Raw genomic sequence first — 23,231 nt, 5'->3', positions numbered from 1 at the left:
GGCGGAGCCGTCGCCCCGGTCTCAGTGGACGCAGAACTCGTTGCCCTCGGGGTCCGTCATCACGACCCACTCGCCCGCGGGTTCCTTCACCTCGCGCAGGACGTCGGCGCCCAGCGACGTCAGACGCTCGACCTCGGCGGCGCGGTGCCCGTCGCCGGGATGCAGGTCGAGGTGGAGCCGGTTCTTGTGCGTCTTGGGTTCGGGGACCCGCTGGAACAGCAGGCGCCGCCCGAGGCCGGTACCGCGTTCCTCGTCGTACGGGTCATCGGGATGCCGTACGGCGATCAGGTCCCGGAAGGCCCGGCGGCCGTGGAAGTCGACGGTCGCCTCGGCCGGCAGGGCGCCGAGGCTCAGCAGCCGCTCGATGAAGGCGCTGTTGTCCTCGACCGTGTACCCGAGCGCGGCGGACCAGAAGTCGGCCTGCGCGTGCGGATCCGCGGAGTCGATGACGAGTTTCCAGTGGACGGGTGCGGGCGCGGGCACGGGAGTCGGCGTCATGGAGCCACTCATAGTGGGTGTCCGGCGGGCGGGCAAGGTCACGCGCCGGGCCCGCCCTCATGTCGTACGGGAGGAGGGGCCGCCGGTTCGCCCGGGGCCCGGGCCCGGGCGCGGCCGTGACCACGGGCGGCCGCGGCCGCCCGTTCGTCACCGGGTGCCGCGTGTACCGGCCTGACCGGCGGATCCGACGATGTCGGCGGCGATTCCCGCGCCCTCGGGCGCCGTACCCGCGGCGACGGCGGCGACCTCCGCGATCTCGGCGACGGTCCCCGCGGCAACCGCCCCGGTGCCGGCGGCGGTACCCGTGGCGGCCGTCGCCGCCGAGTCCGCGCGGGCCGCTTCCCGCAGGGCACGCGCACCCCGCCGCGCGGCGCGCAGCGCGTCGAACGTCAGGAGCGACAGCGCGAGCCACACCAGCGCGAACCCGGCCCACCGCTCGGCCGGCATGGCCTCGTGGAAGTAGAAGATGCCGAGGAGGAACTGGAACACGGGCGCCATGTACTGGAGCAGGCCCAGGGTGGACAGCGGCACGCGGATCGCGGCGGCACCGAAGCAGATCAGGGGGATCGCGGTGACCACACCGGTCGCCGCGAGCAGCGCGGCGTGCCCCGGCCCCTGCGCGGTGAACGTGGCGTCGCCCCGCGAGCCCAGCCACAGCAGATACGCCAGCGCCGGCAGGAACTGGATCGTGCTCTCGGCGGCGAGCGATTCGAGGCCGCCGAGGTTGACCTTCTTCTTCACCAGGCCGTAGGTGGCGAAGGAGAAGGCGAGGCAGAGGGAGATCCACGGCGGGCGGCCGTAGCCGATCGTCAGGACGAGGACGGCCGCGGCGCCGACGCCCACGGCGGCCCATTGCACCGGCCGCAGCCGCTCCTTGAGAAGCAGCACGCCCATCGCGATGGTGACCAGGGGGTTGATGAAGTAGCCCAGCGAGGCCTCGACCACGTGCCCGGAGTTGACCGCCCAGATGTAGACGCCCCAGTTGACGGTGATGACCGCCGCCGCGACCGTGATCAGCGCCAGCTTGCGCGGCTGCCGCAGCAGCTCGCCCGCCCAGGCCCAGCGCCGTGTCGCCAGCAGCAGGACACCGACCACCGCCAGCGACCACACCATCCGGTGGGCGAGGATCTCGATCGCTCCGGAGGGCTTCAGCAGCGGCCAGAAGAGGGGGACGAGCCCCCACATCCCGTACGCCGCGAAGCCGTTCAGCAGACCTATGCGCTGCTCGCCCCTCGACTTCCCGGCCACCGGCGTCTCCTTCTCCCACGGTCTCGGACGACTGTCGCGTCCCGCGCTCCGGAGCTCCCGTGCGGTCGGGGAACTTCCGTGCAGCATGAAAGAAGGTAGCGCCGCACGCCCCCGCCTGTCATGCCCGTATCGCCATACGGTCATGACAGGCGGGGTGTGCGGGACGGGCGCCCGGCGCCCGCCGGGACCTCGGCCCTTCAGCGCCGCCGGGACCTCAGGCCTTCGGTGTCGCCAGGACCTCAGGCTTTCGGCGTCGCCGGGACCTCAAGCCTTCAGCGCCGCCGCGACGGACTCGCTGATCGGCGTGGTCGGGCGGCCCGTGAGCCGGGACAGGTCGCCGGTGGTGGCGGCCAGCTCGCCCTTCTCGATGGAGACGTCGACGCCCGCGAGGATCCCGGCGAGGACCTCGGGCAGCCCGGCGCCGGTCAGGATCGAGGCGAAGGCCTCGGGGGAGACGGAGTTGTAGACGATCTCCTTGCCGGTCTGCCGGCTCAGCTCGGCGGCGTACTCGGCGAAGCCCCACGCCTCGTCGCCGCTCAGCTCGTACGTCTTGTTCTCGTGCCCCTCGCCGGTCAGCACCGCGACCGCGGCGGCGGCGTAGTCGGCGCGCGCCGCGGAGGCGATCCGGCCCTCGCCGGCGGCCTGGACGACGGCGTCGTGCGCGAGCACCGGGGCGAGGTTCTCGGTGTAGTTCTCGTGGTACCAGCCGTTGCGCAGCAGCGTGTAGGGCAGCCCGGAGGCGAGCAGGGCGTCCTCGGTGGCGCGGTGGTCGTCGGCCAGCGCGGCCGTCAGGCTCCCGGGGGCGCTGGTGTAGGCGAGGAGGGAGACGCCCGCCGCCCCGGCCGCGTCGATGACGACCCGGTGCTGCCCGACGCGGCCCTTGTCGAACTCGTTGCCCGAGATCAGCAGCACCTTGTCACCGCTCGCGAACAGGCCGTCGAAGGTCTTGGGCGTGTTGTAGTCGGCGACCGCGAGCCGTACGCCGCGGGCCGCGAGGTCGGCGGCCTTGGACTCGTCCCGTACGACGGCGGTGATCTCCTCGGCGGGGACCTTCTCCAGCAGCTGCTCGACCACGTGACGGCCGAGGTGTCCGGTGGCTCCGGTGACGACGATGCTCATGGCGTACATCTCCTTGTGGGGTGCGGATGTCACTCACCCTAGGAGCTGCACTAACTGATGGAAAGTACCCACCTTGAAGTAAGGTACGTACTTCGATGTAATGTACCCACCTTGAAGTAAGGTTTTGGCATGGCCGTAAGCAGCGTCAAGGCAGCGGACGGGTACGACGCCGGCGAGGCGATGTGCCCCTACCGCCTCGTCCTGGAACACGTCACCAGCCGTTGGGGCGTCCTCGTCCTGATCGAGCTCCTGGAGCGTTCGTACCGCTTCAGCGAGCTGCGCCGGGCGATCGGCAGGGTCGGGAAAGGTGTCAGCGAGAAGATGCTCACCCAGACCCTGCAGACCCTGGAGCGCGACGGGCTCGTCCACCGCGACGCCAAGCCGGTCATCCCGCCGCGCGTCGACTACTCCCTGACCGACCTGGGCCGCGAGGCCGCCGAGCAGGTGCGGTCGCTGGCGCTGTGGACCAACGAGCGCATGGCCGACGTCGAGCGGGCCCGCAGCGCGTACGACGAGGCCCGGGGACTAGGGCCCCGGGCCTCCTGAGAACCGCCTGCGGACGGGTTCAGCCGACGACCGTCCAGGTGTCGCCGCCGGCGAGGAGCGCCGCGAGGTCGCCCTTGCCGTTCTGTTCGATGGCGGCGTCGAGCTGGTCGGCCATCTGCGTGTCGTAGACCGGCCGGTCGACCGAGCGGAACACCCCGATGGGCGTGTGGTGCAGGGTGTCGGGGTCGGCGAGCCGGGACAGCGCGAACGCGGTGGTCGGCGACGCGGTGTGCGCGTCGTGGACCAGGACGTCGGCCTCGTTCTGCGGGGTCACGGTGACGACCTGGAGATCGCCGGTGTGCCGGTCGCGGACCACACCGCGCGAGCCGTCGGCGCCGAAGCGGATGGGCTGTCCGTGCTCCAGGCGGATGACGGCTTCCTCGGCCTGCTGTCTGTCCTTGAGGACCTCGAACGCGCCGTCGTTGAAGATGTTGCAGTTCTGGTAGATCTCCACCAGGGCCGTGCCGGGGTGGGCGGCGGCCTGGCGCAGCACGTCGGTGAGGTGCTTGCGGTCGGAGTCCACGGTCCGGGCCACGAAGGACGCCTCGGCGCCGATCGCCAGCGACACCGGGTTGAAGGGGGCGTCCAGGGAACCCATCGGCGTCGACTTGGTGATCTTGCCGACCTCGGAGGTCGGGGAGTACTGGCCCTTGGTGAGGCCGTAGATCCGGTTGTTGAAGAGCAGGATCTTCAGGTTCACGTTGCGGCGCAGGGCGTGGATCAGGTGGTTGCCGCCGATGGACAGGGCGTCGCCGTCGCCGGTGACGACCCAGACGGACAGGTCGCGGCGCGAGGAGGCGAGCCCGGTCGCGATGGCCGGGGCGCGGCCGTGGATGGAGTGCATCCCGTAGGTGTTCATGTAGTACGGGAAGCGGGACGAGCAGCCGATGCCCGAGACGAAGACGATGTTCTCCTTCGCCAGGCCGAGTTCGGGCATGAAGCCCTGGACGGCGGCGAGGATCGCGTAGTCACCGCAGCCGGGGCACCAGCGCACTTCCTGATCGGACTTGAAGTCCTTCATGGACTGCCTGGCCTCGGCCTTGGGGACCAGGGAAAGCGCCTCGATCGTGCCCGGGCCTTCCGTTGACGTGTCAGCCATCGATGGCCTCCTTGAGAGCTGTGGCGAGCTGCTCAGCCTTGAAGGGCATGCCGTTGACCTGGTTGTACGAGTGCGCGTCCACCAGGTACTTCGCCCGCACGAGGGTGGCGAGCTGACCGAGGTTCATCTCGGGGATCACCACCTTGTCGTAACGCCCGAGCACCGCGCCCAGATTCCGCGGGAAGGGGTTGAGGTGGCGCAGATGCGCCTGCGCGATGTGCTCCCCGGCGGTGCGCAGCCGGCGGACCGCGGCGGTGATCGGCCCGTACGTCGAACCCCAGCCCAGGACAAGGGTGTTGGCCGCCGTGTCGGTGCCCGCGGTGGGGTCGTCGACCTCGAGGTCCGGGACGTCGATGCCGTCGATCTTGGCCTGCCGGGTGCGGACCATGAAGTCGTGGTTGGCGGGGTCGTACGAGATGTTGCCGCTGCCGTCCTGCTTCTCGATACCGCCGATGCGGTGCTCCAGGCCGGGTGTTCCGGGGACGGCCCAGGGGCGGGCGAGGGTCCCGGGGTCGCGCTTGTACGGCCAGAAGACCTCGGTGCCGTCGTCCAGCGTGTGATTGGGCCCCTGGGCGAACTGCACGCGCAGGTCGGGTAGTTCGTCGGTGTCCGGGACGCGCCACGGCTCGGAGCCGTTGGCGAGGTAGCCGTCCGACAGCAGCAGGACGGGCGTCCGGTACGTCAGCGCGATCCGGGCCGCCTCCATCGCCGCGTCGAAGCAGTCGGCGGGGGTCCGCGGTGCGACGATCGGCACCGGTGCCTCGCCGTTGCGCCCGTACATGGCCTGGAGCAGGTCGGCCTGCTCGGTCTTGGTGGGCAGGCCGGTCGAGGGCCCGCCGCGCTGGATGTCGATGACGAGCAGGGGCAGTTCGAGGGAGACGGCGAGCCCGATCGTCTCCGACTTCAGCGCCACGCCGGGACCGGACGTCGTCGTCACCGCGAGCGAGCCGCCGAACGCCGCGCCCAGCGCCGCGCCGATGCCCGCGATCTCGTCCTCGGCCTGGAAGGTGCGCACTCCGAAGTTCTTGTGCTTACTCAGCTCATGCAGGATGTCCGAGGCCGGGGTGATGGGGTAGGAGCCCAGGTAGAGCGGCAGATCGGCCTGCCGGGAGGCGGCGATCAGGCCGTACGACAGGGCGAGGTTCCCGGAGATGTTCCGGTAGGTGCCGGTCGGGAAGGTCTTCGACGCCGGCGCGACCTCGTAGGAGACGGCGAAGTCCTCGGTCGTCTCGCCGAAGTTCCAGCCGGCCCGGAACGCGGCGAGGTTGGCGGCCGCGATGTCGGGCTTCTTGGCGAACTTGGTCCGCAGGAACTTCTCGGTGCCTTCGGTGGGCCGGTGGTACATCCACGACAACAGGCCCAGCGCGAACATGTTCTTGGAGCGCTCGGCCTCCTTGCGGGTGAGCTCGAACTCCTTCAGCGCCTCGACGGTCATCGTCGTGAGCGGGACGGGATGGACGTTGTAGCCGTCCAGCGAGCCGTCCTCCAGCGGGCTGGCCGCGTAGCCGACCTTCTGCATCGCCCGTTTGGTGAACTCGTCCGTGTTGACGATGATCTCGGCGCCGCGCGGCACGTCGGCGATGTTCGCCTTCAGGGCGGCCGGGTTCATGGCCACGAGGACGTTGGGCGCGTCGCCCGGCGTGAGGATGTCGTGGTCGGCGAAATGCAGTTGGAAAGACGAAACGCCCGGCAGTGTGCCTGCGGGCGCGCGGATCTCGGCAGGGAAGTTCGGCAGGGTCGAGAGGTCGTTGCCGAAGGAGGCAGTTTCCGATGTGAAGCGGTCGCCGGTGAGCTGCATACCGTCACCGGAGTCCCCCGCGAACCGGATGATGACCCGGTCGAGCCGACGGACGTCCTTCGCCCCCGGCGGTTTGCGCTGTTCTCCTACGACGGCTTCGTCGGCCTGTTCCGTTGGGCTGCTGACCTTGCTCGTCACTGAACTGGACCTCCTTTGAGGCGGCTGTCCGGGAGTGGCCTTCCCGCAGACCCTTCCTTTTCCAACCCTACGTCGGTAAGGGTCGCCTTCCTTGGGCCATTCACATGGTGGACGTCGCTTTGAGACGTCCTGACATCCTGACGTGTCACGATTTTTCCCGCCCCCGGTCCCTTCCTCGTACGACGTTCCCCGCTCACCCTTTGGTTCTGCTCGACAACTGACAGACTGTCAGTCCGTCACGAGTTCAGGTACGTGAGGACGGCCAGAACACGCCGATGATCCCCGTCACTTTGTGACAAGCCGAGTTTCTGGAAGATGTTGCTGACGTGCTTCTCGACGGCGCCGTCGCTGACCACGAGCTGACGGGCGACGGCGGAGTTCGTCCGGCCCTCGGCCATGAGTCCCAGAACCTCGCGCTCCCTCGGTGTCAGCCCGGCCAGCACGTCCTGCTTGCGGCTGCGGCCCAGCAGCTGCGCCACCACCTCCGGGTCGAGCGCGGTACCCCCCTGGGCCACCCGCACCACCGCGTCCACGAACTCGCGCACCTCGGCCACCCGGTCCTTGAGCAGGTAGCCCACGCCACGGCTCGAACCGGCCAGCAGTTCGGTGGCGTACCGCTCCTCCACGTACTGTGACAGCACGAGCACACCGAGTCCCGGGTGCGCCTTGCGCAGCTGCACGGCCGCCCGCACGCCTTCGTCGGTGTGCGTCGGTGGCATCCGTACGTCCGCGACGACGACGTCCGGCAGCGCGTCCTGCGCCGCGAGGTCGGTGATGGTCTTGATCAGCGCGTCGCCGTCCCCGACCCCTGCCACGACATCATGCCCACGGTCGGTCAGCAACCGGGTCAGGCCCTCCCTGAGCAGCACTGAATCCTCGGCGATGACGACTCGCACCCTGTCCTCCACGATTCCTCGGCCCCCCAGAGCCCGCCCCCGGCCGCCCCCGGCTCCACCGGGTTCGTGCCCGCTCGTACGACAGACCCCAGCATTCCAGCATTCGGACCCGGATGCGCCCGGGCGACGTGAAGAGGGGGTCCGGTGGCGGTGGGGCACGGCTACCCCGGTGGGGTACACGGTCCCCGGCTCACATCCCTGCCCGGCGGGCTGCGCGGGCCTGGTGCTCACGCCCCTGTCTCCGGCGGGCTGCGCGGGCCTGGTGCTCACGCCCCCACCCCCGTGGGGTACGCAGGTTCGGTGCTCACGCCCCACCCCAGTGGGGTACGCGGGCCGGCTGCCCGGTGAGCGCACCGGCCGCTCCCGGCTCCTGCTCCGACGCAGCAGGGAACCCCGGTGGTGTGCACCGGGGTCCCCGCGTGCGTGCGGCCGGGAGTCTCAGCCCCGCCAGGGCAGCTCCGCCGTGATCAGGGTGGGCCCGGCCGGCGGCGAGTCCACCACCAGGATCCCGTCCACCGCGTCGAGCCGTTCCGTGAGGCCGGCCAGGCCCGACCCCCCGGTGACGGCGGCCCCGCCGACCCCGTTGTCGCCGACCTGGATCATCAGCCGGTTCTCCACCCGCCACACATCCACGGTCGCCCGCGTCGCACGGGAGTGCTTGCTGATGTTCTGGAGCAGTTCGGAGACGGTGAAGTAGGCGATCCCCTCGATCGCGGGCGCCGGCCGCGCGGCCAGATCCACTTCCACCCGCACCGGCACCGTGCACCGCGAGGCGACCGAGGACAGCGCGGCGTCGAGCCCGCGGTCGGTCAGCACCGCCGGATGGATACCGCGCGCGAGATCCCGCAGCTCCTGCAACGCCGTCTTGACCTCGCCGTGCGCCTCGTCCACCATCCGCGCCGCCGCCTCGGGGTCCTCGGCCAGCTTCTCCTTGGCGAGCCCCAGGTCCATCGCCAGGGCGACGAGCCGGGCCTGCGCCCCGTCGTGCAGATCGCGCTCGATACGGCGCAGGTCGGCGGCGGCCGTGTCGACCACGACCCCGCGGTCGGACTCCAGCTCCACCACGCGCGTGGCCAGCCGCGAGGGGCCGAGCAGCCCGCGCACCATCAGCCCGTCCACGGTCGTCAGCGCCCGCACGATCCACGGCGTCGCCATCGTGAAGAGCAGCCCCACCAGCGCGGTCACCGTGATCTCGAACGGGTTGTCCAGATAGACCGAGTGCGTGTTGTCGCCGTACAGCTGGAGTCCGTCCTGGCCGCCGTACATCGGGAAGACCCAGAACCACAGCGGATACGTCAGCAGCGCCCACCCGTACACCCAGAAGTTCACCGCGACGACGAAGGAGAACACCGACCACGGGAACTGGACCACCGCGTACAGCAGGTGCCGCCACGACGTGCCGCTCTTGAGCACGGCGCCCATCCACGCCATCGCCCCCTGCTTCTTCGTCCGCAGCGGCTCGGGCTCGGCCACCTCGACACCGAGCAGCCCGCGCGCCCGCGCCCGCTCCAGCGAGCCGAGGCCGCGGCAGCCGGCCAGCGCGGCCGCGAGCACCGGAACGCCCAGGAAGGTGACCAGCAGGCCCGCGCCGAGCGAGACCATCGTGACGGCGAACGTGAACATGAGGATCCCGAGCGGCAGGCCCAGCAGCACGTAGCCGAACTCGCGCAGGCTGCGGGCCTCGAACGGCGCCCGCAGCGGGGCCGGGAGACGGTGCCGCCGCCCGGCGCCGCCCGTCCCGTCGAATCCGGACCCGCCGCGGTGCCCGTATCCGTGTCCGTACTCCGTGGCCATCGGTTCGTCCGTTCTCTCGTCTCGTCCTGTGCCTCGTCGCGTTCCGCGCGCGCCTCGGTCCGCGCGTCGGCCGCTCCCTCTCCTCCAAGCGTGCCGCCTGGCAGGTCCGCGGGACATGCGGCGGATCGGCGTCTTGAACGGGGGGTTTTCCCTACCTCGGTACCCCGGCGGACCGGCGAGGACCACCGGCCGACGTCCTCAGGGTCCGCCGGCCGGAGGTCTCCACCGAGTCGGCCGTGGGCTACGGCGCGGGCTCGTTCCGGCGGTTCCGCCACGGCAGTTCGGCCGTGATGACCGTCGGGCCGCCCACCGGGGAGTCGACGACGAACAGTCCGTCCACCGCGCCGAGCCGGTCCGCGAGCCCCGCCATGCCCGTACCGCCGTCGACGCCGGCCCCGCCGCGGCCGTCGTCCCGGACCTGGATGAGCAGACGGTCGTCCGACCGCCAGAGGTCGACCGACGCGGACCTCGCCCCGCTGTGCTTGCTGACGTTCTGGAGCAGTTCCGAGACGGTGAAGTACGCGATGCCCTCGATGGCGGCGGCCGGCCGCGTCTCCAGCTCGGTGCTCACCTTCACGGGCACGGTGCACCGCGAGGCGATCGAGGACAGGGCGGCGTCCAGACCCCGGTCGGTCAGGACCGCCGGGTGGATGCCGCGGGCCAGATCACGCAGTTCCTGAAGGGCGAGCTTCACCTCGCCGTGCGCCTCGTCCACCATCGACGCCGCCGCGTCGGGGTCCTCCAGGAGCTTCTCCTTCGCCAGGCCGAGCCCCATCGCGAGGTTGACGAGCCGGGCCTGCGCCCCGTCGTGCAGATCGCGCTCGATACGGCGCAGGTCGGCCGCGGCCGTGTCGACCACCACCCCGCGGTCCGACTCCAGTTCGGCGATGCGCCGCTCCAACTCGTCGGAGGGCGACAGCAGTCCGCGCACCATCGCCCGGTCGACGTTCGTCAGCCCGCGCGCGATGAACGGCAGCACCGGCCACAGCACGAACAACGACACGAGCGTGATCGTGAAGGTGGCGATGCCCCAGGGAAGCCGTATGAGGTCGTACAGCACCGCCCGCCAGCCCACCGGGTCCTTCAGGCTCGACCACAGCCAGCCGAAGAAGCCGGTCCGGCGCACCGGCAACGGGCTCGGTTCGTCGATCCGCAGCCCCAGCAGCCGCCGCGCCCGCCCCCGCTCCAGCTTGCCCAGCTGCCGCGAACCGCGCAGACCGGCCGCGAGCAGGGGCAGCCCGACGACGGTCACGGCGAGCCCCGCGCCCGTGGCGAGCATCGTCACCACGTACACGAACCCGATGACCGAGGCCGGCAGATTCGCCAGGAGGTGGGAGATCTCCTTCCAGGTCACCGGGTCCAGGGCGATACGTACGGCGGGCGGCCGGTCACTGTCGGACGGGGCGTCCGACGGATCGGCGGGCGGGATGCGTTCGGTCATATCCGCTAGCCTGCCCGGCGGCGCGCCGCCGCGCCATGAGGTGGGCCGCCGCGATGCACTGGGGATAACCCCACCCCCGGGGGTGACGGCCGGACGTGACGCCGAGGTACTCCCGGGACACGTTCACACCGTGAGACGTGAACGGGTCTCCGGTGGTCGAGGGATGGTCGAGGTGTGACGGGCTGCTTACGCTCTCTTTAGCAGGCCCTAGACTCCCGTCCGTACAGATCGTCGAACATGGCGCATCACAGAGTGCGCGACGGTGCACGACGGGGCGCAACGAGGTCAGGGAGTGAGGGGCTGACGTGCCGGAACCGACCGTTGTCACGGCGACCGGAACAGTCGTCGCGGCGGACTACTTCCAGTCCTACTCGGTCGTCGGGCTGCTCGCCGTCGTGGGCGTGCTGTTCGTCGCCGTCGCCTTCGGAGCGGGCCGCCTGCTGCGGCCCGTGGTCCCCACCCCCGAGAAACTCCTGACGTACGAGTGCGGCGTCGACCCCGTCGGCGAGGGCTGGGCCCACACCCAGGTCCGCTATTACGTGTACGCCTTCCTCTACGTCATCTTCGCCGTCGACTCGATCTTCCTCTTCCCCTGGGCCACGGTCTTCGCCGCTCCCGGCTACGGCGCCGCGACGCTCGTCGAGATGTTCATCTTCCTCGGCTTCCTGGCCGTGGGCCTGCTGTACGCATACAAGAAGGGCGTCCTGACATGGACGTGACCCCCTCCGCCCCGGACCAGCCGGTGCTGCTGCCCGAGCCCAAGCGGCTCGGCGCGCTCGCCCGCCTCGCCCCCGAGCCCATGAAGGTGGTCCTGAACTGGGGCCGCCGCTACTCGCTCTGGGTCTTCAACTTCGGCCTCGCCTGCTGCGCGATCGAGTTCATCGCCGCGTCGATGGCCCGCCACGACTTCATCCGCCTCGGCGTGATCCCGTTCGCGCCGGGCCCCCGCCAGGCCGACCTGATGGTGGTGTCGGGCACGGTCACCGACAAGATGGCGCCCGCCGTCAAGCGCCTGTACGAGCAGATGCCCGAGCCGAAGTACGTCATCTCCTTCGGCGCCTGCTCCAACTGCGGCGGCCCGTACTGGGACTCCTACTCCGTCACCAAGGGCGTCGACCAGATCATCCCCGTCGACGTCTACGTCCCCGGGTGCCCGCCGCGCCCCGAGGCACTGCTCCAGGGCATCCTCAAGCTCCAGGAGAAGATCGCCCGGGAATCGCTGGGGGAGCGCTACGGGTCCGACGCGCCCCGCCCCTCTGCCGCCGCACTCCAGAGCGGCCTGGTGAAGCCACCGGCCCCCTCGGCGACGAGCGTTCCGGGGACGGATCCGGCCGCCCCCGGTGAGGAGGAACGATGACCGTCGGCTGGCTTCCCGGCCCCGCCGGGGAACTCTTCGGCCCCGACGCCACGGCCGAGGAGTCGTACGAGGTCCTGACGGTCGACGTGCCCCCGGCCTCCTGGATCGCGGCCCTGGAGACGGCCCGCGACACCCTGGGCTGCACCTACTTCGACTGGCTGAGCGCCGTCGACGAACCCGGCACGGGCTTCCGCGTCTCGGCCCACGTCGTGGCCCTGTCCCCGGTACGCCGCCTCCTCGTCCGTACGACCGTCCCGCACACCGCCCCGGCGCTCCCGTCGGCGGTCACCGTCTACGCGGGTGCCGCCTGGCACGAGCGCGAGACGCACGAGATGTTCGGCGTGACGTTCGAGGGCCACCCCGGCCTCGACCCCCTGCTTCTGCCGGAGGGCTTCGAAGGACACCCCCTCCGCAAGGACTTCGTCCTGGCCGCCCGCGTCGCCAAGGCCTGGCCCGGTGCGAAGGAGCCCGGCGAGTCCGAGCACGGCGGCCCCAAGCGCCGTCAGATGCTGCCGCCCGGCGTTCCCGACCCCAACGAGTGGGGCCCCCTCAAGGGCCAGCTCCCCCCGGCCCCGTCCCGCCCGGCCCGTGGCGCGGCCCGCCCCGCCGGCGACCGCCCGGTCCGCAGGGCCCGTACGGCGGGGGAGGGCTCGGCCAGCCAGACGCCCACGGCCCCTGCCGGACCTGCTGCCCCTGCCGCTGCGGCGTCCGCAGGCGCTGCGGGAGCAGACGTGGCGTCCGCCGGCGCGGGCGCCACCTCCGATGCCGATGCCGCGCGCCCCGCACGCCGATCGCGCAGCGTGAGCCAGGGCTCCGCCAGCCAACGTGCCCAGGAGACACCCCCTCCGCCCCCGACGCCCGCGAACGAGCCGACGGCCGCGACGGAACCGACGGAACCGGGGGCTGCGAACGAGCCGACGGCCGTGAACGAGCCGACGGCCGCGACGGAACCGGCCGCTTCCACCGAACCGGCCGCTCCGGCGAGCGCCACGCGGGCAGCCGAGCCCGACTCGGCGGCGAAGCCCGCCAGAAGGCCTGCCGCACCACGCAGCTCCGATGCACCGTGGCACCAGCCGAAGCCCGCGTTCGACGACGCGGAGTCGAAGCCGGAACAAGCCGCGGAGCCCGAGCCGACGCCGGGGTCGAATCCGGAACAAGCCCCGAAGCCCGAGCCGGAACAAGCCGCGGAGCCCGAGCAGAGGCCGGAGTCCGAGGACGCTTCGGCCCCGGCCCCTGAGCCGAAGCCCGAGGCCACTCCCGCTCCGGCCCCGGCCCTCGAGCCGAAGCCACTCAGCCCCGACGACCCCTCCGGAGGTACGCAGTGAACGACACTCTCGACGTCGCCCTACGCCTCCTCGTCGTCTTCGTCGTGTTCCTGACGTTCCCCCTGATCGTCGGTCAGACCGAGCACAAGGTGATGGCCCACATGCAGGGCCGCCTCGGCCCGATGTACGCGGGCGGCTTCCACGGCTGGGCCCAGCTCGTCGCGGACGGCGTGAAGTTCGCGCAGAAGGAGGACATCGTCCCCACGGGCGCGGACCGGCGCATCTTCCAGCTCGCCCCCGCGGTGGCCCTCCTCCCGTACCTCCTGGTCCTCCTCGTCATCCCGATCGGCCCGGGTGAGGGCGCGGTCGGCGAGGTCGTCGACGCGGGCATCTTCTTCGTCCTCGCCGTCATGGGCGTGGGTGTCCTCGGCTCGCTCATGGCGGGCTGGGCGTCGGCCAACAAGTTCTCCCTTCTCGGAGGGCTGCGCACCGCCGCCCAGCTCCTCGCGTACGAGCTCCCGATGCTCCTGACCGCGGCCTCGGTCGCGATGGCGGCCGGCACGGTCTCGCTCCCCGGCATCGTGGACGCCTTCCAGTGGTGGTGGCTGCCCTGGCAGATCGTCGGCGCGATCGTGTTCTTCGTCGCCGGTCTCGCCGAACTCCAACGGCCCCCCTTCGACATGCCCGTCGCCGACTCCGAGATCATCTTCGGCGCGTACACCGAGTACACGGGCCTGCGTTTCGCCCTGTTCCTGCTCGCCGAGTACGCGGGAATCGTCGTCCTGTGCGGTCTGACCACCGTCCTCTTCCTGGGCGGCTGGCACGGCCCCTGGGGCGCCGACGGCCTCGGCTGGGTCTGGACGCTCCTGAAGGCCGCGATCCTCGCCTTCGTCGTCATCTGGCTCCGCGTCACCTACCCCCGCCTGCGCGAGGACCAGCTCCAGAAGCTCTCCTGGACCCTCCTCGTCCCCCTGTCCCTCGCCCAGATCGCCCTCACCGGCATCGTCAAGGTGGTGATCGCGTAACCATGGCCCCCATTCCTGGCTCCGGCCTCGCCAAGGGCCTGGCCGTCACCCTCCGCACGATGACGAAGAAGACCGTCACCGCGCAGTACCCGGACGTCCAGCCCGAACTCCCGCCCCGCACCCGTGGAGTCATCGCCCTCTTCGAGGAGAACTGCACGGTCTGCATGCTGTGCGCCCGCGAGTGCCCGGACTGGTGCATCTACATCGACTCCCACAAGGAGACGGTCCCGGCCGCCGCCCCGGGCGGCCGCGAGCGCAGTCGCAACGTCCTCGACCGCTTCGCCATCGACTTCTCCCTGTGCATGTACTGCGGTATCTGCATCGAGGTCTGTCCTTTCGACGCGCTCTTCTGGACCCCGGAGTTCGAGTACGCGGAGACCGACATCCACGAACTCATCCACGAACGCGACAAACTCCGCGAGTGGATGTGGACCGTCCCGGCCCCGCCCGCCCTCGACCCCGGCGCCGAGGAGCCCAAGGAGATCGCGGCCGCCCGCAAGACCGCCGACAAACTCGCGGCCGAACAGGCAGCCGAGGCCGAGGCCGAGCGGGCAGCCCGAGCCGAGGCCGAGGCCGCGGCCGAACCGGCAGCTCGGGCGACCGGGGCCGAGGAGCCGGATCAGCCGGGCCCGACCGGAGAGAGCGGCCGGCCGGAGTCTCCGGCCACGCCGCCCTCCGGCCCACAGGAGGAACAGTCGTGACCCTCGCAGCAGCCACGGCCACGGCGGCCCACACGGCCACCACCGTCGCCGCCGAGCACCACGGCTTCCTCTCCCCGACCGGGGTCGAGATCGCCTTCCTCCTCGTCGGCCTGCTCACCTTCGGCGCCGCGCTCGTCACCGTCACCACCAAGCAGCTCGTGCACGCCGCGCTGTGGCTGGTGGTCGCCCTCGGCGGCCTCGCCGTCGAATACCTCCTGCTGACGGCCGAGTTCATCGCCTGGGTGCAGGTCCTCATCTACGTCGGTTCCGTCGTCGTCCTCCTTCTGTTCGGTCTGATGCTCACCAGGGCCCCGATCGGCCGCTCCCCGGACGCCGACTCCGGCAACCGCTGGGCAGCCCTGACCGTGGCCCTCGCCTCGGCCGGCACCCTGGTCTGGGTCGTCGTCGACGCGTTCCGTACGACCTGGGTCGATCTGAACGGTGCCGCCGCCGGTTCCACCGAGGTGACCGGAGCCAGCCTCTTCCAGAGCTGGGTCCTTCCCTTCGAAGCGCTCTCCGTTCTCCTCCTCGCCGCCCTGGTCGGCGCGATCGTCCTCTCCCGCAAGGCGAAGGCGGACACCGCCGCGGCGACCAGGACCGCCACCACCCCGCGTGTCCCCGGAAGCCGCGACGGCGAGCAGGACAAGGAAGGTGTCCGCTGATGCACCTCGTCTATCCCGCCGTGCTCGCCGCCCTCCTGTTCTGCACGGGTCTGTACGGAGTCCTGGCGCGCCGCAACGCGATCCTGGTCCTGATGTCCGTCGAGCTGATGCTCAACGCCGTCAACCTGAACCTCGTCGCCTTCGACGTCTGGCTCTCCAGGGCCGCCCGCGACACGCTGCACTCCGGCCAGGCCCTGACCCTGTTCACCATCGCCATCGCCGCAGCCGAGATCGGCATCGGCCTGGCGATCGTCCTCGCCGTCTACCGCAACGGCGGCACCTCGGACATCGACAAGCTCCGCGACACCGCCGAGGGCCACGGCCCCGACGACCCCGACAGCGACGCCCCCGCGGCCGAGAAGGCTGAGGCCACCGCGTGACCACGACCACCCTCGCCGTCCTCGTCCCCCTCCTTCCCTTCCTCGGCGCGGCCGCCGGACTCCTCCTCGGCCGCACGGCCCCGGGCTTCGTCCGCCCGCTCGCGGTCCTGCCCGTCCTCGCCTCGCTCGTCCTCGCCGTGACGGTCGCGGTCGACCAGGGCGGCGGCCAGGCCATCGACTCGCGCACCGAACTCACCCCGACCGGCTCGGTCCCCATCGAACTGGGCCTGCACATCGACGGCTTCGCCGCCCTCGTCGCCGTACTCGTCGGCGTCGTCGCCACCTGTGTGCAGATCTACTCGACGGGCTACCTGCGCGACGACCCGCGCTACCCCTCGTACGCCGCTCTCGTCTCCCTGTTCACCTCCGCGATGCTGCTCGTCGTCTACTCCGGCGACCTGATGGTGCTCCTGGTCGGCTGGGAGATCATGGGCATCTGCTCGTACTTCCTGGTCGGCCACTACTGGGAGACCCCGGAAGCCCGCGCCGCCTCGCTCAAGGCCTTCCTGGTCACCAAGCTCGGCGACGTCCCCTTCCTCATCGGTCTGTTCGCGCTGGCCACCGACGCCGGCTCCTTCCGGATCACCACGGTCCTCGGCACCGTGGCGAGCGGCGGGCTGCACCACCCGACCCTCGTCGCCCTCCTGCTCCTCGCGGGCGTGGCGGGCAAGTCGGCACTGTTCCCGCTGCACACCTGGCTGCCCGACGCGATGGCGGGCCCCACACCCGTCTCCGCGCTGATCCACGCCGCGACGATGGTCGCCGCCGGTATCTACTTCGTCGCCCGGCTCCTCCCCGTCTTCCAGGCGTCCGCGGCCGCGATGGTCGTCCTCGCCGTCATGGCCGGTGTCACGATGGTCGGTTCGGGACTCGCGGCACTCGCCCAGGACGACATCAAGCGGGTCCTCGCCTACTCGACGATCGGTCAGCTCGGCTACATGGCCGGCGCTCTCGCCGTCGGCGACCGCGGTGCCGCCGTCTTCCACCTCCTCGCTCACGGCGCCTTCAAGGCGCTGCTGTTCCTCGCCGCCGGCGTGATCATCCACGCCTCCGGCACCAACTCGCTGGCCGCCATGTCCCGGATGAAGGACCTGCGCCTCCGGGTCCCCGACGCCTTCTGGACGATGACCGTGGCGCTGCTCGCACTCGCCGCGATCCCTCCCTTCAGCGGCTTCTTCTCCAAGGAGGCCGTCCTCGGTGCCGCCGAGCACGTCGCCACCGGTCACACCGAGCAGGCCCCCGGTGCCGCGGGCTGGATCGTCCTGGTCACCGGGCTGGTCACCGCCGTCCTCACCGCCGCGTACGCGACCCGGCTGTGGCTGCTGGCCTTCCGCGGCCACGGAACCGAGGCCCCCGACCACGGCAGGCAGCCGGTCACCATGACGGCCGTGCTGTGGGTGCTCGCCATCCCCTCGCTCGCGTTCGGCCTGGCGATCGGCCCGCTGCCCGACTGGTTCGACGGCCATGACCTGACGCCGGTCCTCACCACCTCCGTGCTCGGCACAGGACTCGCCCTGGTCGGCGGGATCGTCACCTACGGAGCCTGGCGGCACACCACGGCCCTGGCGGCCCGCGTCCCCCTGGGTGCGGTCGCGGCCCACCCGGACGCCGACGCCGGACACGTCGAGGCCGAGGCCATCGCCGCCCACGAACCCGTCTTCGGTGACGTCGCCCACGCCTCCGACCCCGCGGACCCGGGCCGGTTGCTGCTCGGCCCGCTGCACCGCCACGCGGCCGTCGGCTTCCACCTCGACACCGTGTACTCCGTGCTGTTCGTCCGCCCGGTCCAGGCCGGAGCCTCGCTCGTCCGGTTCCTCGACCGAGAGGTCGTCGACACCTACGTACGTGGCGCGGGCGCCCTACCCCGCTGGCTCGGCACCGCCGTACGGCGTGCGCAGACCGGCAACGTGCAGACCTATGTGAGCGCGCTGCTCGCCGGCACCGTCGTCCTGGTGGTCGCCGCCCTCCTCGTCGCCACGGGAGCGTGAGCAGGCGTGATCGATATCAGTGAATCCGTGATGCAGATTCTTCTCGCGTTGATCGTCGTCGGCCCGCTCATCGGGGCCGCCGCCGCCCTTCTTCCGGCCCCGCCGGGACTGAGGGGGAAGTCGCCCGAACAGGCGGTGCTGCGGCACGGCGTGACCGTCACGGGCGTGGTCCTCATCGCCGCGATCGTCCTCGCGCTCGGCTTCGACCACGACCACCCGTCGAAGATGCAGGCAACGACGGACATCAGCTGGATCCCCGCACTCGACGTGCGGATCCACCTCGGCATCGACGGCATTTCCCTCCCCCTTCTGGTCCTGACCGCGCTGCTGACCTTCCTCTGCGCGCTGTACTCCTACTTCAAGATGCCCGCGGGCCCGACCCCGAAGGCGTTCGTCGCACTGCTGCTCGTCCTCGAGTCCGGCACACTCGCGACCTTCGCCGTCCTCGATCTGCTGCTGTTCTTCCTCGCGTTCGAGATGGTGCTCATCCCGATGTACTTCCTCATCGCACGGTGGGGAGGCGCCCAGCGCCAGGCCGCGGCCTGGAAGTTCATCCTCTTCACCCTGCTCGGTTCGGTCGTCATGCTGCTGGGCCTGCTCCTGATCGGAATCAAGGCGGGCACATTCGACATGGTGGCACTCGCCACTGACAACGGCCGGTCGCTGAGCACATCCGTGCAGGTCACCGCCGTTCTGGCGATCGGGATCGGACTCGCGGTCAAGACGCCGATGTGGCCGCTGCACAGCTGGCTGCCCGACGCCCACACCGCCGCCCCGACCGTCGGCTCGGTCCTGCTGGCCGGCGTGATGCTGAAGATGGGCACGTACGGGTTCGTCCGGATCCTGCTGCCCGTCACACCGGACGGATTCCGGACCTTCGCCCCCTACCTCGCCGCCTTCGCCGTGGTCGGGATCATCTACGGTTCCCTGGCCTGTCTGGCCCTCGCCAAGCAGGGCGCGAAGGGCGACCTCAAACGGCTCATCGCCTACTCCTCCGTCGGCCACATGGGCTTCGTCCTGCTCGGCATCTCGACGATGACGCCGACCGGCGTGAACGGCGCGCTGTTCGCCAACATCGCCCACGGCCTCATCACCGGCCTCCTCTTCTTCCTCGTCGGAGCGCTGAAGGACCGCACGGGCACCACCGACCTCGACGCCCTCGCCGAGGGGTCCGGTGCCGCGCTGTACGGCAAGGCACCACGCCTCGGCGGCCTGCTGGCCTTCGCCGCCGTCGCCTCGCTCGGACTGCCGGGCCTCGCCGGTTTCTGGGGCGAGATGCTGGCACTGTTCGGCGCGTTCGAGCCCGCCTCCGGCCTCAGCCGTCCCGCCTATCTGACGTTCATGACGATCGCCGCGTTCGGCACGCTGCTCACCGCCGCGTACATGCTCGTCGTCGTACGCCGCGTCTGCATGGGCGCGACGCCCCGGGAGTCTCCGGGACTCGCCGACGTCCAGACCTACGAGTTCGCCGCCTGGACACCGCTCGTCGCCCTCACCGTCGTCGCCGGTCTGTGGCCCCGGGCCCTGCTCGGCCTGACCGACCCGGCCGTACAGCAGCTCCTCGCAGGAGGCAACCGATGAGTTCCCTGGTCCAGTCCGTCGACTGGCTCGCCATCGCGCCGCCCACCCTCGCGGCGGTCGTCGGACTCGTCGTGCTCGTCACCGATCTGTTCATCGGAGACGCGAGGAAGGCCGTACTCGGCTGGACGTCCGTCGCGGGCCTCGCCGCGTCCGCGCTGTTGCTGCTGCCCCTCCGGGACGGCGACCGGGCCACGTTCTGCCTGACGGGCGCCACCGACACCTGCAGTTACGTGGCGGACCGCTTCACCCTGGTCATCCAGCTCCTGGTCCTCGGCGGCGCGCTCCTCGTCGCCCTGCTGTCGGTCACCGCCCTGAAGGACGCCGACAGGGAACTCCCCGAGGGGGAGTACTGGTTCCTGCTTCTCTCCTCGGCCGCCGGGGCCGCTCTCCTGCCCGCCTCCCGCGACCTCGCGACCCTCATCGTCGCCCTGGAAGTCGCCTCGCTGCCCGCCTTCGCGCTCGTCGGCATCAGACGCGGCGACAAGAAGTCCTCGGAAGCGGCCCTGAAGTTCTTCCTGTCCTCCGTCACCGCGACCGCGGTCAGCCTGATGGGTGTCAGCTTCGTCTACGCGACGACCGGCACCCTCTATCTCACCCGGATCGCGGACGGGATCCAGCACGTCGACGGACAGTTCCACACCCTGGCCCAGACAGGCGTCGTCCTCACCCTCGTCGGCTTCGCCTTCAAGACGGCCGCCGTGCCCTTCCACTTCTGGGTGCCCGACACCTACGTGGGGGCACCCCTGCCGATCGCCGCCTACCTGTCGGTCGTCGGCAAGGCCGTCGGCTTCTCCGGGCTCATCCTGGTCACCGTCGTCGCCTTCCCCTCGTACGCGGACGTCTGGGGCCCGGCGCTGGCGGTGCTGGCGGCCCTCACCATGACGGTCGGGAACGTCGGCGCCCTGAGACAGCGGTCCACGCGCGCGTACAGCGCGGTGCGGCTGCTCGCCTGGTCCTCCGTCGGCCAGGCCGGCTACCTCCTGGTCCCGATCGCGGCCGCCGCCTACTCCAAGGACGCCCAGCAGGCCATCGGGTCCACGGTCGCGTACGCCCTCATGTACGCCGCCGTGAACCTCGGCGCCTTCGCCGTGGCCGCTCTGGTGGCCCGCCGAAGCCCCCTGAACCGCATCAGCGACTACCGCGGCCTGTACGCCGAGAACCCCCTGTCCGCGCTGGTCCTCGGCTTCTTCCTGCTCTGCCTCGCGGGTCTGCCGCCGGGCATCATCGGCCTCTTCGCCAAGGTGACCGTCTTCTCGGCGGCCGTCGACGCGGGGCTCGGCTGGCTGGCCGTCGTCATGGCCGTCAACGTGGTCATCGCGCTCTTCTACTACCTCCAGTGGACGGCTCTGCTCTTCCGCGCCCCCGAAGGCGAGCCGGGCACGCACCGCGCACCGGTTCCGCTCACCGCGGCCATCGCCCTGACGGCCGTCCTGGGCGTCGTCCTGTCCGGGGCGCCCCAGATCATCCTCCGCTTCTCGGAGACCGCGCTCTTCTGAAGCACTCTTCCGAAGCACCACTCGCCGAGGGCCTCTTCAAGGGGCACGCGCGCGTGTGAACGGCCGTCCGAATCACCCGGACGGCCCACGCGCCGGGCAGTGCGCACAAGGGAACTAGTGCTTCCCGTCTGGCGTTGACCAGTACGGGAGGGTCCACTGAAGAGTGGAAGCAGAGCATCAGCAAGCAAAGGGTTCCCCTGCCGCACGACTTGGAGGGCTACCGTGCACCGCCGGCACAATGGGCTCAGGACAGCCGTACTCCTCGGGGGACTGTCCGCACTCATCATCGTCATCGGCAGCTTCTTCGGACGCACAGGCCTGATCGTCGCGCTGTTCATCGCGATCGGGACGAACGCGTACGCGTACTGGAACAGCGACAAGCTGGCTCTACGCGCGATGCGCGCACGCCCGGTGAGCGAGTTCGAGGCCCCGGCCCTGTACCGCATGGTCCGCGATCTCTCGATGCAGGCCCGCCAGCCCATGCCGCGCCTGTACATCTCGCCGACGGAGGCTCCGAACGCCTTCGCGACGGGCCGAAACCCGCGCAACGCCGCCGTGTGCTGCACCGAGGGGATCCTGCGCATCCTGGACGAGCGCGAGCTGCGCGGCGTCATCGGTCACGAGCTCAGCCACGTCTACAACCGCGACATCCTGATCTCCTCCGTGGCCGGCGCCCTCGCTTCCGTGATCATGTTCCTGGTCAATTTCGCCTGGCTGATCCCCGTCGGCCGGTCCAACGACGACGACGGTCCCGGCATCCTCGGACTGCTCCTGGTCATGATCCTGGGCCCGATCGCCGCTTCCCTCATCCAGCTCGCCATCAGCCGCTCCAGGGAGTACGAGGCGGACGCGTCCGGTGCCCAGCTCACCGGCGACCCCCTCGCCCTCGCGAGCGCGCTGCGCAAGCTCGACGCGGGCACGAAGCAGCTTCCGCTGCCTCCCGAGCCGCGCATCGAGACGGCGAGCCACATGATGATCGCGAACCCCTTCCGTCCGGGACAGGGAATCTCAAAGATGTTCTCCACGCATCCGCCGATGGCGGAACGCATCACCCGGCTCGAGCAGATGGCAGGTCGTCAGCAGTGAAGACAATTCTGAACGTCATTTGGCTCATCCTGAGCGGCTTCTGGCTGTTTCTCGGGTACCTCGTCGCAGGCATCATCCTGTGCATCACGATTATCGGAATCCCGTTCGGCATCGCCGCGTTCCGTATCGGCATCTACGCGCTGTGGCCGTTCGGCTATACGACGGTGGAGCGCCACGACGCCGGCGCCCCGTCCTGCATCGGCAACGTCCTGTGGCTCGTCCTCGCGGGCTGGTGGCTGGCCCTGGCCCACATCGTCACGGGCATCGCCATGTGCATCACGATCATCGGAATTCCGTTCGGCATCGCCAACTTCAAGCTCATCCCGATCTCGCTGTTCCCGCTGGGACGCGAAATCGTGCGCACCGACGAGCCGTTCGCGGGGCGTTAGCGGTACGGGACCACGCGCCGTACTCCTCGCCGGGAACGGGGCCGAAGTCCGTCTCGCGTGAGGGTTTTCCACAGGCTGCCCGATTGTCGGTGGCGCGCTGCATCATGAAGCCATGACCGAAATCGAGCAGTTGCTGGCACGGGTCGCCACGGAGGCCCGCAACACCCGACCGTGGGGCTGGCCTTCGCTCCCGGCGCCCGTGGGCCCGGCGGAGGTCGCCCGCGCCGAGGCCGTCCTCGGCTTCCCCCTGCCCGCACTGCTCGCCTCGCTCTACCTTCGGATAGGGGACGGCGGATTCGGTCCGGAATACGGCCTGTTGCCCCTGCTCGACGGCCCGCCGTCGGGCGAACCGGCGGCCGTTCCGCAGTACCTCGCCAGTCGCGAGAGCGGCCGCAAGGACCCCGACTGGCCCTGGCCCGAGGGTGTCCTGCCCATATCCCACTGGGGCTGCGGAATGTACGCGTGCGTGGACTGCCAGAGCCCCGACGGCACGGTCCTGCTCTTCGAGCCGAACGCCGACCGGGCCGACCACGCCTGGTACGTGGACGCACCCGACCTCGCGACCTGGCTGCTCGCGTGGCTGGAGGGAACGGGCTGGTACGAGGAGTCCAGCGACGACGCGGACCTCCCCCTCTGGCCCGACTTCCCCATACGCACGACGGTGACCCGGGCTTCCTGACCCCTGCCCGCCCGAACGCGCCGAGCAGGGCGGTCACTGTCCGCC

General features: G+C 70.7%; 22 protein-coding genes. 14 read left to right on the top strand and 8 right to left on the bottom strand.

Going from position 1 to position 23,231, the window contains the following annotated elements; all coding sequences use genetic code 11:
• Positions 1-21 precede the first annotated feature (21 nt).
• The 3 genes from ACFYW9_RS06375 to ACFYW9_RS06365 all read right to left on the bottom strand — a co-directional run bounded on the left by ACFYW9_RS06375 (position 22) and on the right by ACFYW9_RS06365 (position 2,865).
• Positions 22-498, bottom strand: coding sequence for a VOC family protein (locus ACFYW9_RS06375; RefSeq protein ID WP_389145463.1), 477 nt, complete (start codon positions 496-498; stop codon positions 22-24).
• A 147-nt stretch (positions 499-645) separates the two neighbouring features.
• Entirely contained in the window at positions 646-1,746 is a 1,101-nt protein-coding gene (rarD, locus tag ACFYW9_RS06370; RefSeq protein ID WP_389145460.1) for an EamA family transporter RarD, read from the bottom strand.
• 264 nt (positions 1,747-2,010) lie between these two features.
• Complete coding sequence (locus ACFYW9_RS06365; protein WP_389145457.1) at positions 2,011-2,865, bottom strand: SDR family oxidoreductase; 855 nt, start codon at positions 2,863-2,865, stop codon at positions 2,011-2,013.
• A 129-nt stretch (positions 2,866-2,994) separates the two neighbouring features.
• Here ACFYW9_RS06365 and ACFYW9_RS06360 point away from each other — a divergent pair, with 129 nt between their 5' ends.
• Entirely contained in the window at positions 2,995-3,411 is a 417-nt protein-coding gene (locus tag ACFYW9_RS06360; protein WP_329301173.1) for a helix-turn-helix domain-containing protein, read from the top strand.
• 19 nt (positions 3,412-3,430) lie between these two features.
• Here ACFYW9_RS06360 and ACFYW9_RS06355 read toward each other — a convergent pair whose 3' ends face one another.
• The 5 genes from ACFYW9_RS06355 to ACFYW9_RS06335 form a co-directional block, all read right to left on the bottom strand.
• The gene (locus tag ACFYW9_RS06355) at positions 3,431-4,510 is read right to left on the bottom strand and encodes a 2-oxoacid:ferredoxin oxidoreductase subunit beta (protein ID WP_351863170.1); all 1,080 of its coding nucleotides are present in this window, start codon (positions 4,508-4,510) and stop codon (positions 3,431-3,433) included.
• Entirely contained in the window at positions 4,503-6,446 is a 1,944-nt protein-coding gene (locus ACFYW9_RS06350; RefSeq protein WP_351863171.1) for a 2-oxoacid:acceptor oxidoreductase subunit alpha, read from the bottom strand. Before ACFYW9_RS06350 ends, ACFYW9_RS06355 begins: the two co-directional genes overlap by 8 nt.
• A 236-nt stretch (positions 6,447-6,682) precedes the next feature.
• Positions 6,683-7,342 carry a response regulator transcription factor gene (locus ACFYW9_RS06345; RefSeq protein WP_351863173.1) on the bottom strand — a complete coding sequence of 220 codons (660 nt, stop codon included), beginning with the start codon at positions 7,340-7,342 and terminating at the stop codon, positions 6,683-6,685.
• 438 nt (positions 7,343-7,780) lie between these two features.
• Positions 7,781-9,136: a sensor histidine kinase gene (locus tag ACFYW9_RS06340; protein WP_389145452.1), complete on the bottom strand. Its 1,356-nt coding sequence runs from the start codon at positions 9,134-9,136 to the stop codon at positions 7,781-7,783.
• Positions 9,137-9,377: 241 nt separating this feature from the next.
• The gene (locus ACFYW9_RS06335; protein WP_389145449.1) at positions 9,378-10,577 is read right to left on the bottom strand and encodes a sensor histidine kinase; all 1,200 of its coding nucleotides are present in this window, start codon (positions 10,575-10,577) and stop codon (positions 9,378-9,380) included.
• 305 nt (positions 10,578-10,882) lie between these two features.
• Here ACFYW9_RS06335 and ACFYW9_RS06330 point away from each other — a divergent pair, with 305 nt between their 5' ends.
• The 13 genes from ACFYW9_RS06330 (at position 10,883) to ACFYW9_RS06270 (ending at position 23,186) form a co-directional block, all read left to right on the top strand.
• A complete protein-coding gene (locus ACFYW9_RS06330) occupies positions 10,883-11,296 on the top strand; it encodes an NADH-quinone oxidoreductase subunit A (protein WP_326786120.1) in 414 nt (137 codons plus the stop codon).
• On the top strand, positions 11,287-11,934 hold the full coding sequence (locus tag ACFYW9_RS06325) for an NADH-quinone oxidoreductase subunit B (protein WP_389145444.1): 648 nt from the start codon (positions 11,287-11,289) through the stop codon (positions 11,932-11,934). The genes ACFYW9_RS06330 and ACFYW9_RS06325 overlap by 10 nt, the downstream gene beginning before the upstream one ends.
• The gene (locus ACFYW9_RS06320; RefSeq protein WP_389145441.1) at positions 11,931-13,259 is read left to right on the top strand and encodes an NADH-quinone oxidoreductase subunit C; all 1,329 of its coding nucleotides are present in this window, start codon (positions 11,931-11,933) and stop codon (positions 13,257-13,259) included. The genes ACFYW9_RS06325 and ACFYW9_RS06320 overlap by 4 nt, the downstream gene beginning before the upstream one ends.
• Positions 13,256-14,224: an NADH-quinone oxidoreductase subunit H gene (locus ACFYW9_RS06315; RefSeq protein WP_389145438.1), complete on the top strand. Its 969-nt coding sequence runs from the start codon at positions 13,256-13,258 to the stop codon at positions 14,222-14,224. Before ACFYW9_RS06320 ends, ACFYW9_RS06315 begins: the two co-directional genes overlap by 4 nt.
• Before the next feature lie 2 nt (positions 14,225-14,226).
• The gene (locus ACFYW9_RS06310) at positions 14,227-14,925 is read left to right on the top strand and encodes a NuoI/complex I 23 kDa subunit family protein (protein ID WP_389145435.1); all 699 of its coding nucleotides are present in this window, start codon (positions 14,227-14,229) and stop codon (positions 14,923-14,925) included.
• Positions 14,922-15,587: an NADH-quinone oxidoreductase subunit J gene (locus ACFYW9_RS06305; protein WP_389145432.1), complete on the top strand. Its 666-nt coding sequence runs from the start codon at positions 14,922-14,924 to the stop codon at positions 15,585-15,587. Before ACFYW9_RS06310 ends, ACFYW9_RS06305 begins: the two co-directional genes overlap by 4 nt.
• Positions 15,587-15,967, top strand: coding sequence for an NADH-quinone oxidoreductase subunit NuoK (gene nuoK, locus ACFYW9_RS06300; protein ID WP_351863183.1), 381 nt, complete (start codon positions 15,587-15,589; stop codon positions 15,965-15,967). The genes ACFYW9_RS06305 and nuoK overlap by 1 nt, the downstream gene beginning before the upstream one ends.
• Positions 15,964-17,955: an NADH-quinone oxidoreductase subunit L gene (locus ACFYW9_RS06295; RefSeq protein ID WP_389145429.1), complete on the top strand. Its 1,992-nt coding sequence runs from the start codon at positions 15,964-15,966 to the stop codon at positions 17,953-17,955. The genes nuoK and ACFYW9_RS06295 overlap by 4 nt, the downstream gene beginning before the upstream one ends.
• 6 nt (positions 17,956-17,961) lie before the next feature.
• Positions 17,962-19,536 carry a NuoM family protein gene (locus ACFYW9_RS06290; protein ID WP_389145426.1) on the top strand — a complete coding sequence of 525 codons (1,575 nt, stop codon included), beginning with the start codon at positions 17,962-17,964 and terminating at the stop codon, positions 19,534-19,536.
• The gene (locus ACFYW9_RS06285; protein ID WP_389145423.1) at positions 19,533-21,032 is read left to right on the top strand and encodes an NADH-quinone oxidoreductase subunit N; all 1,500 of its coding nucleotides are present in this window, start codon (positions 19,533-19,535) and stop codon (positions 21,030-21,032) included. The genes ACFYW9_RS06290 and ACFYW9_RS06285 overlap by 4 nt, the downstream gene beginning before the upstream one ends.
• A gap of 222 nt (positions 21,033-21,254) precedes the next feature.
• Positions 21,255-22,118 carry a zinc metalloprotease HtpX gene (htpX, locus tag ACFYW9_RS06280; RefSeq protein ID WP_351863190.1) on the top strand — a complete coding sequence of 288 codons (864 nt, stop codon included), beginning with the start codon at positions 21,255-21,257 and terminating at the stop codon, positions 22,116-22,118.
• Complete coding sequence (locus ACFYW9_RS06275) at positions 22,115-22,507, top strand: YccF domain-containing protein (protein WP_351863191.1); 393 nt, start codon at positions 22,115-22,117, stop codon at positions 22,505-22,507. The genes htpX and ACFYW9_RS06275 overlap by 4 nt, the downstream gene beginning before the upstream one ends.
• A gap of 112 nt (positions 22,508-22,619) precedes the next feature.
• Entirely contained in the window at positions 22,620-23,186 is a 567-nt protein-coding gene (locus ACFYW9_RS06270; RefSeq protein ID WP_389145419.1) for an SMI1/KNR4 family protein, read from the top strand.
• The last annotated feature ends 45 nt before the right edge of the window (positions 23,187-23,231 follow it).

This window comes from Streptomyces sp. NPDC002698, from assembly GCF_042888945.1.
Taxonomy (GTDB): domain Bacteria; phylum Actinomycetota; class Actinomycetes; order Streptomycetales; family Streptomycetaceae; genus Streptomyces.
Note: the sequence above shows the minus strand (reverse complement) of the source record. Positions and strands in the feature narration are given on the sequence as shown.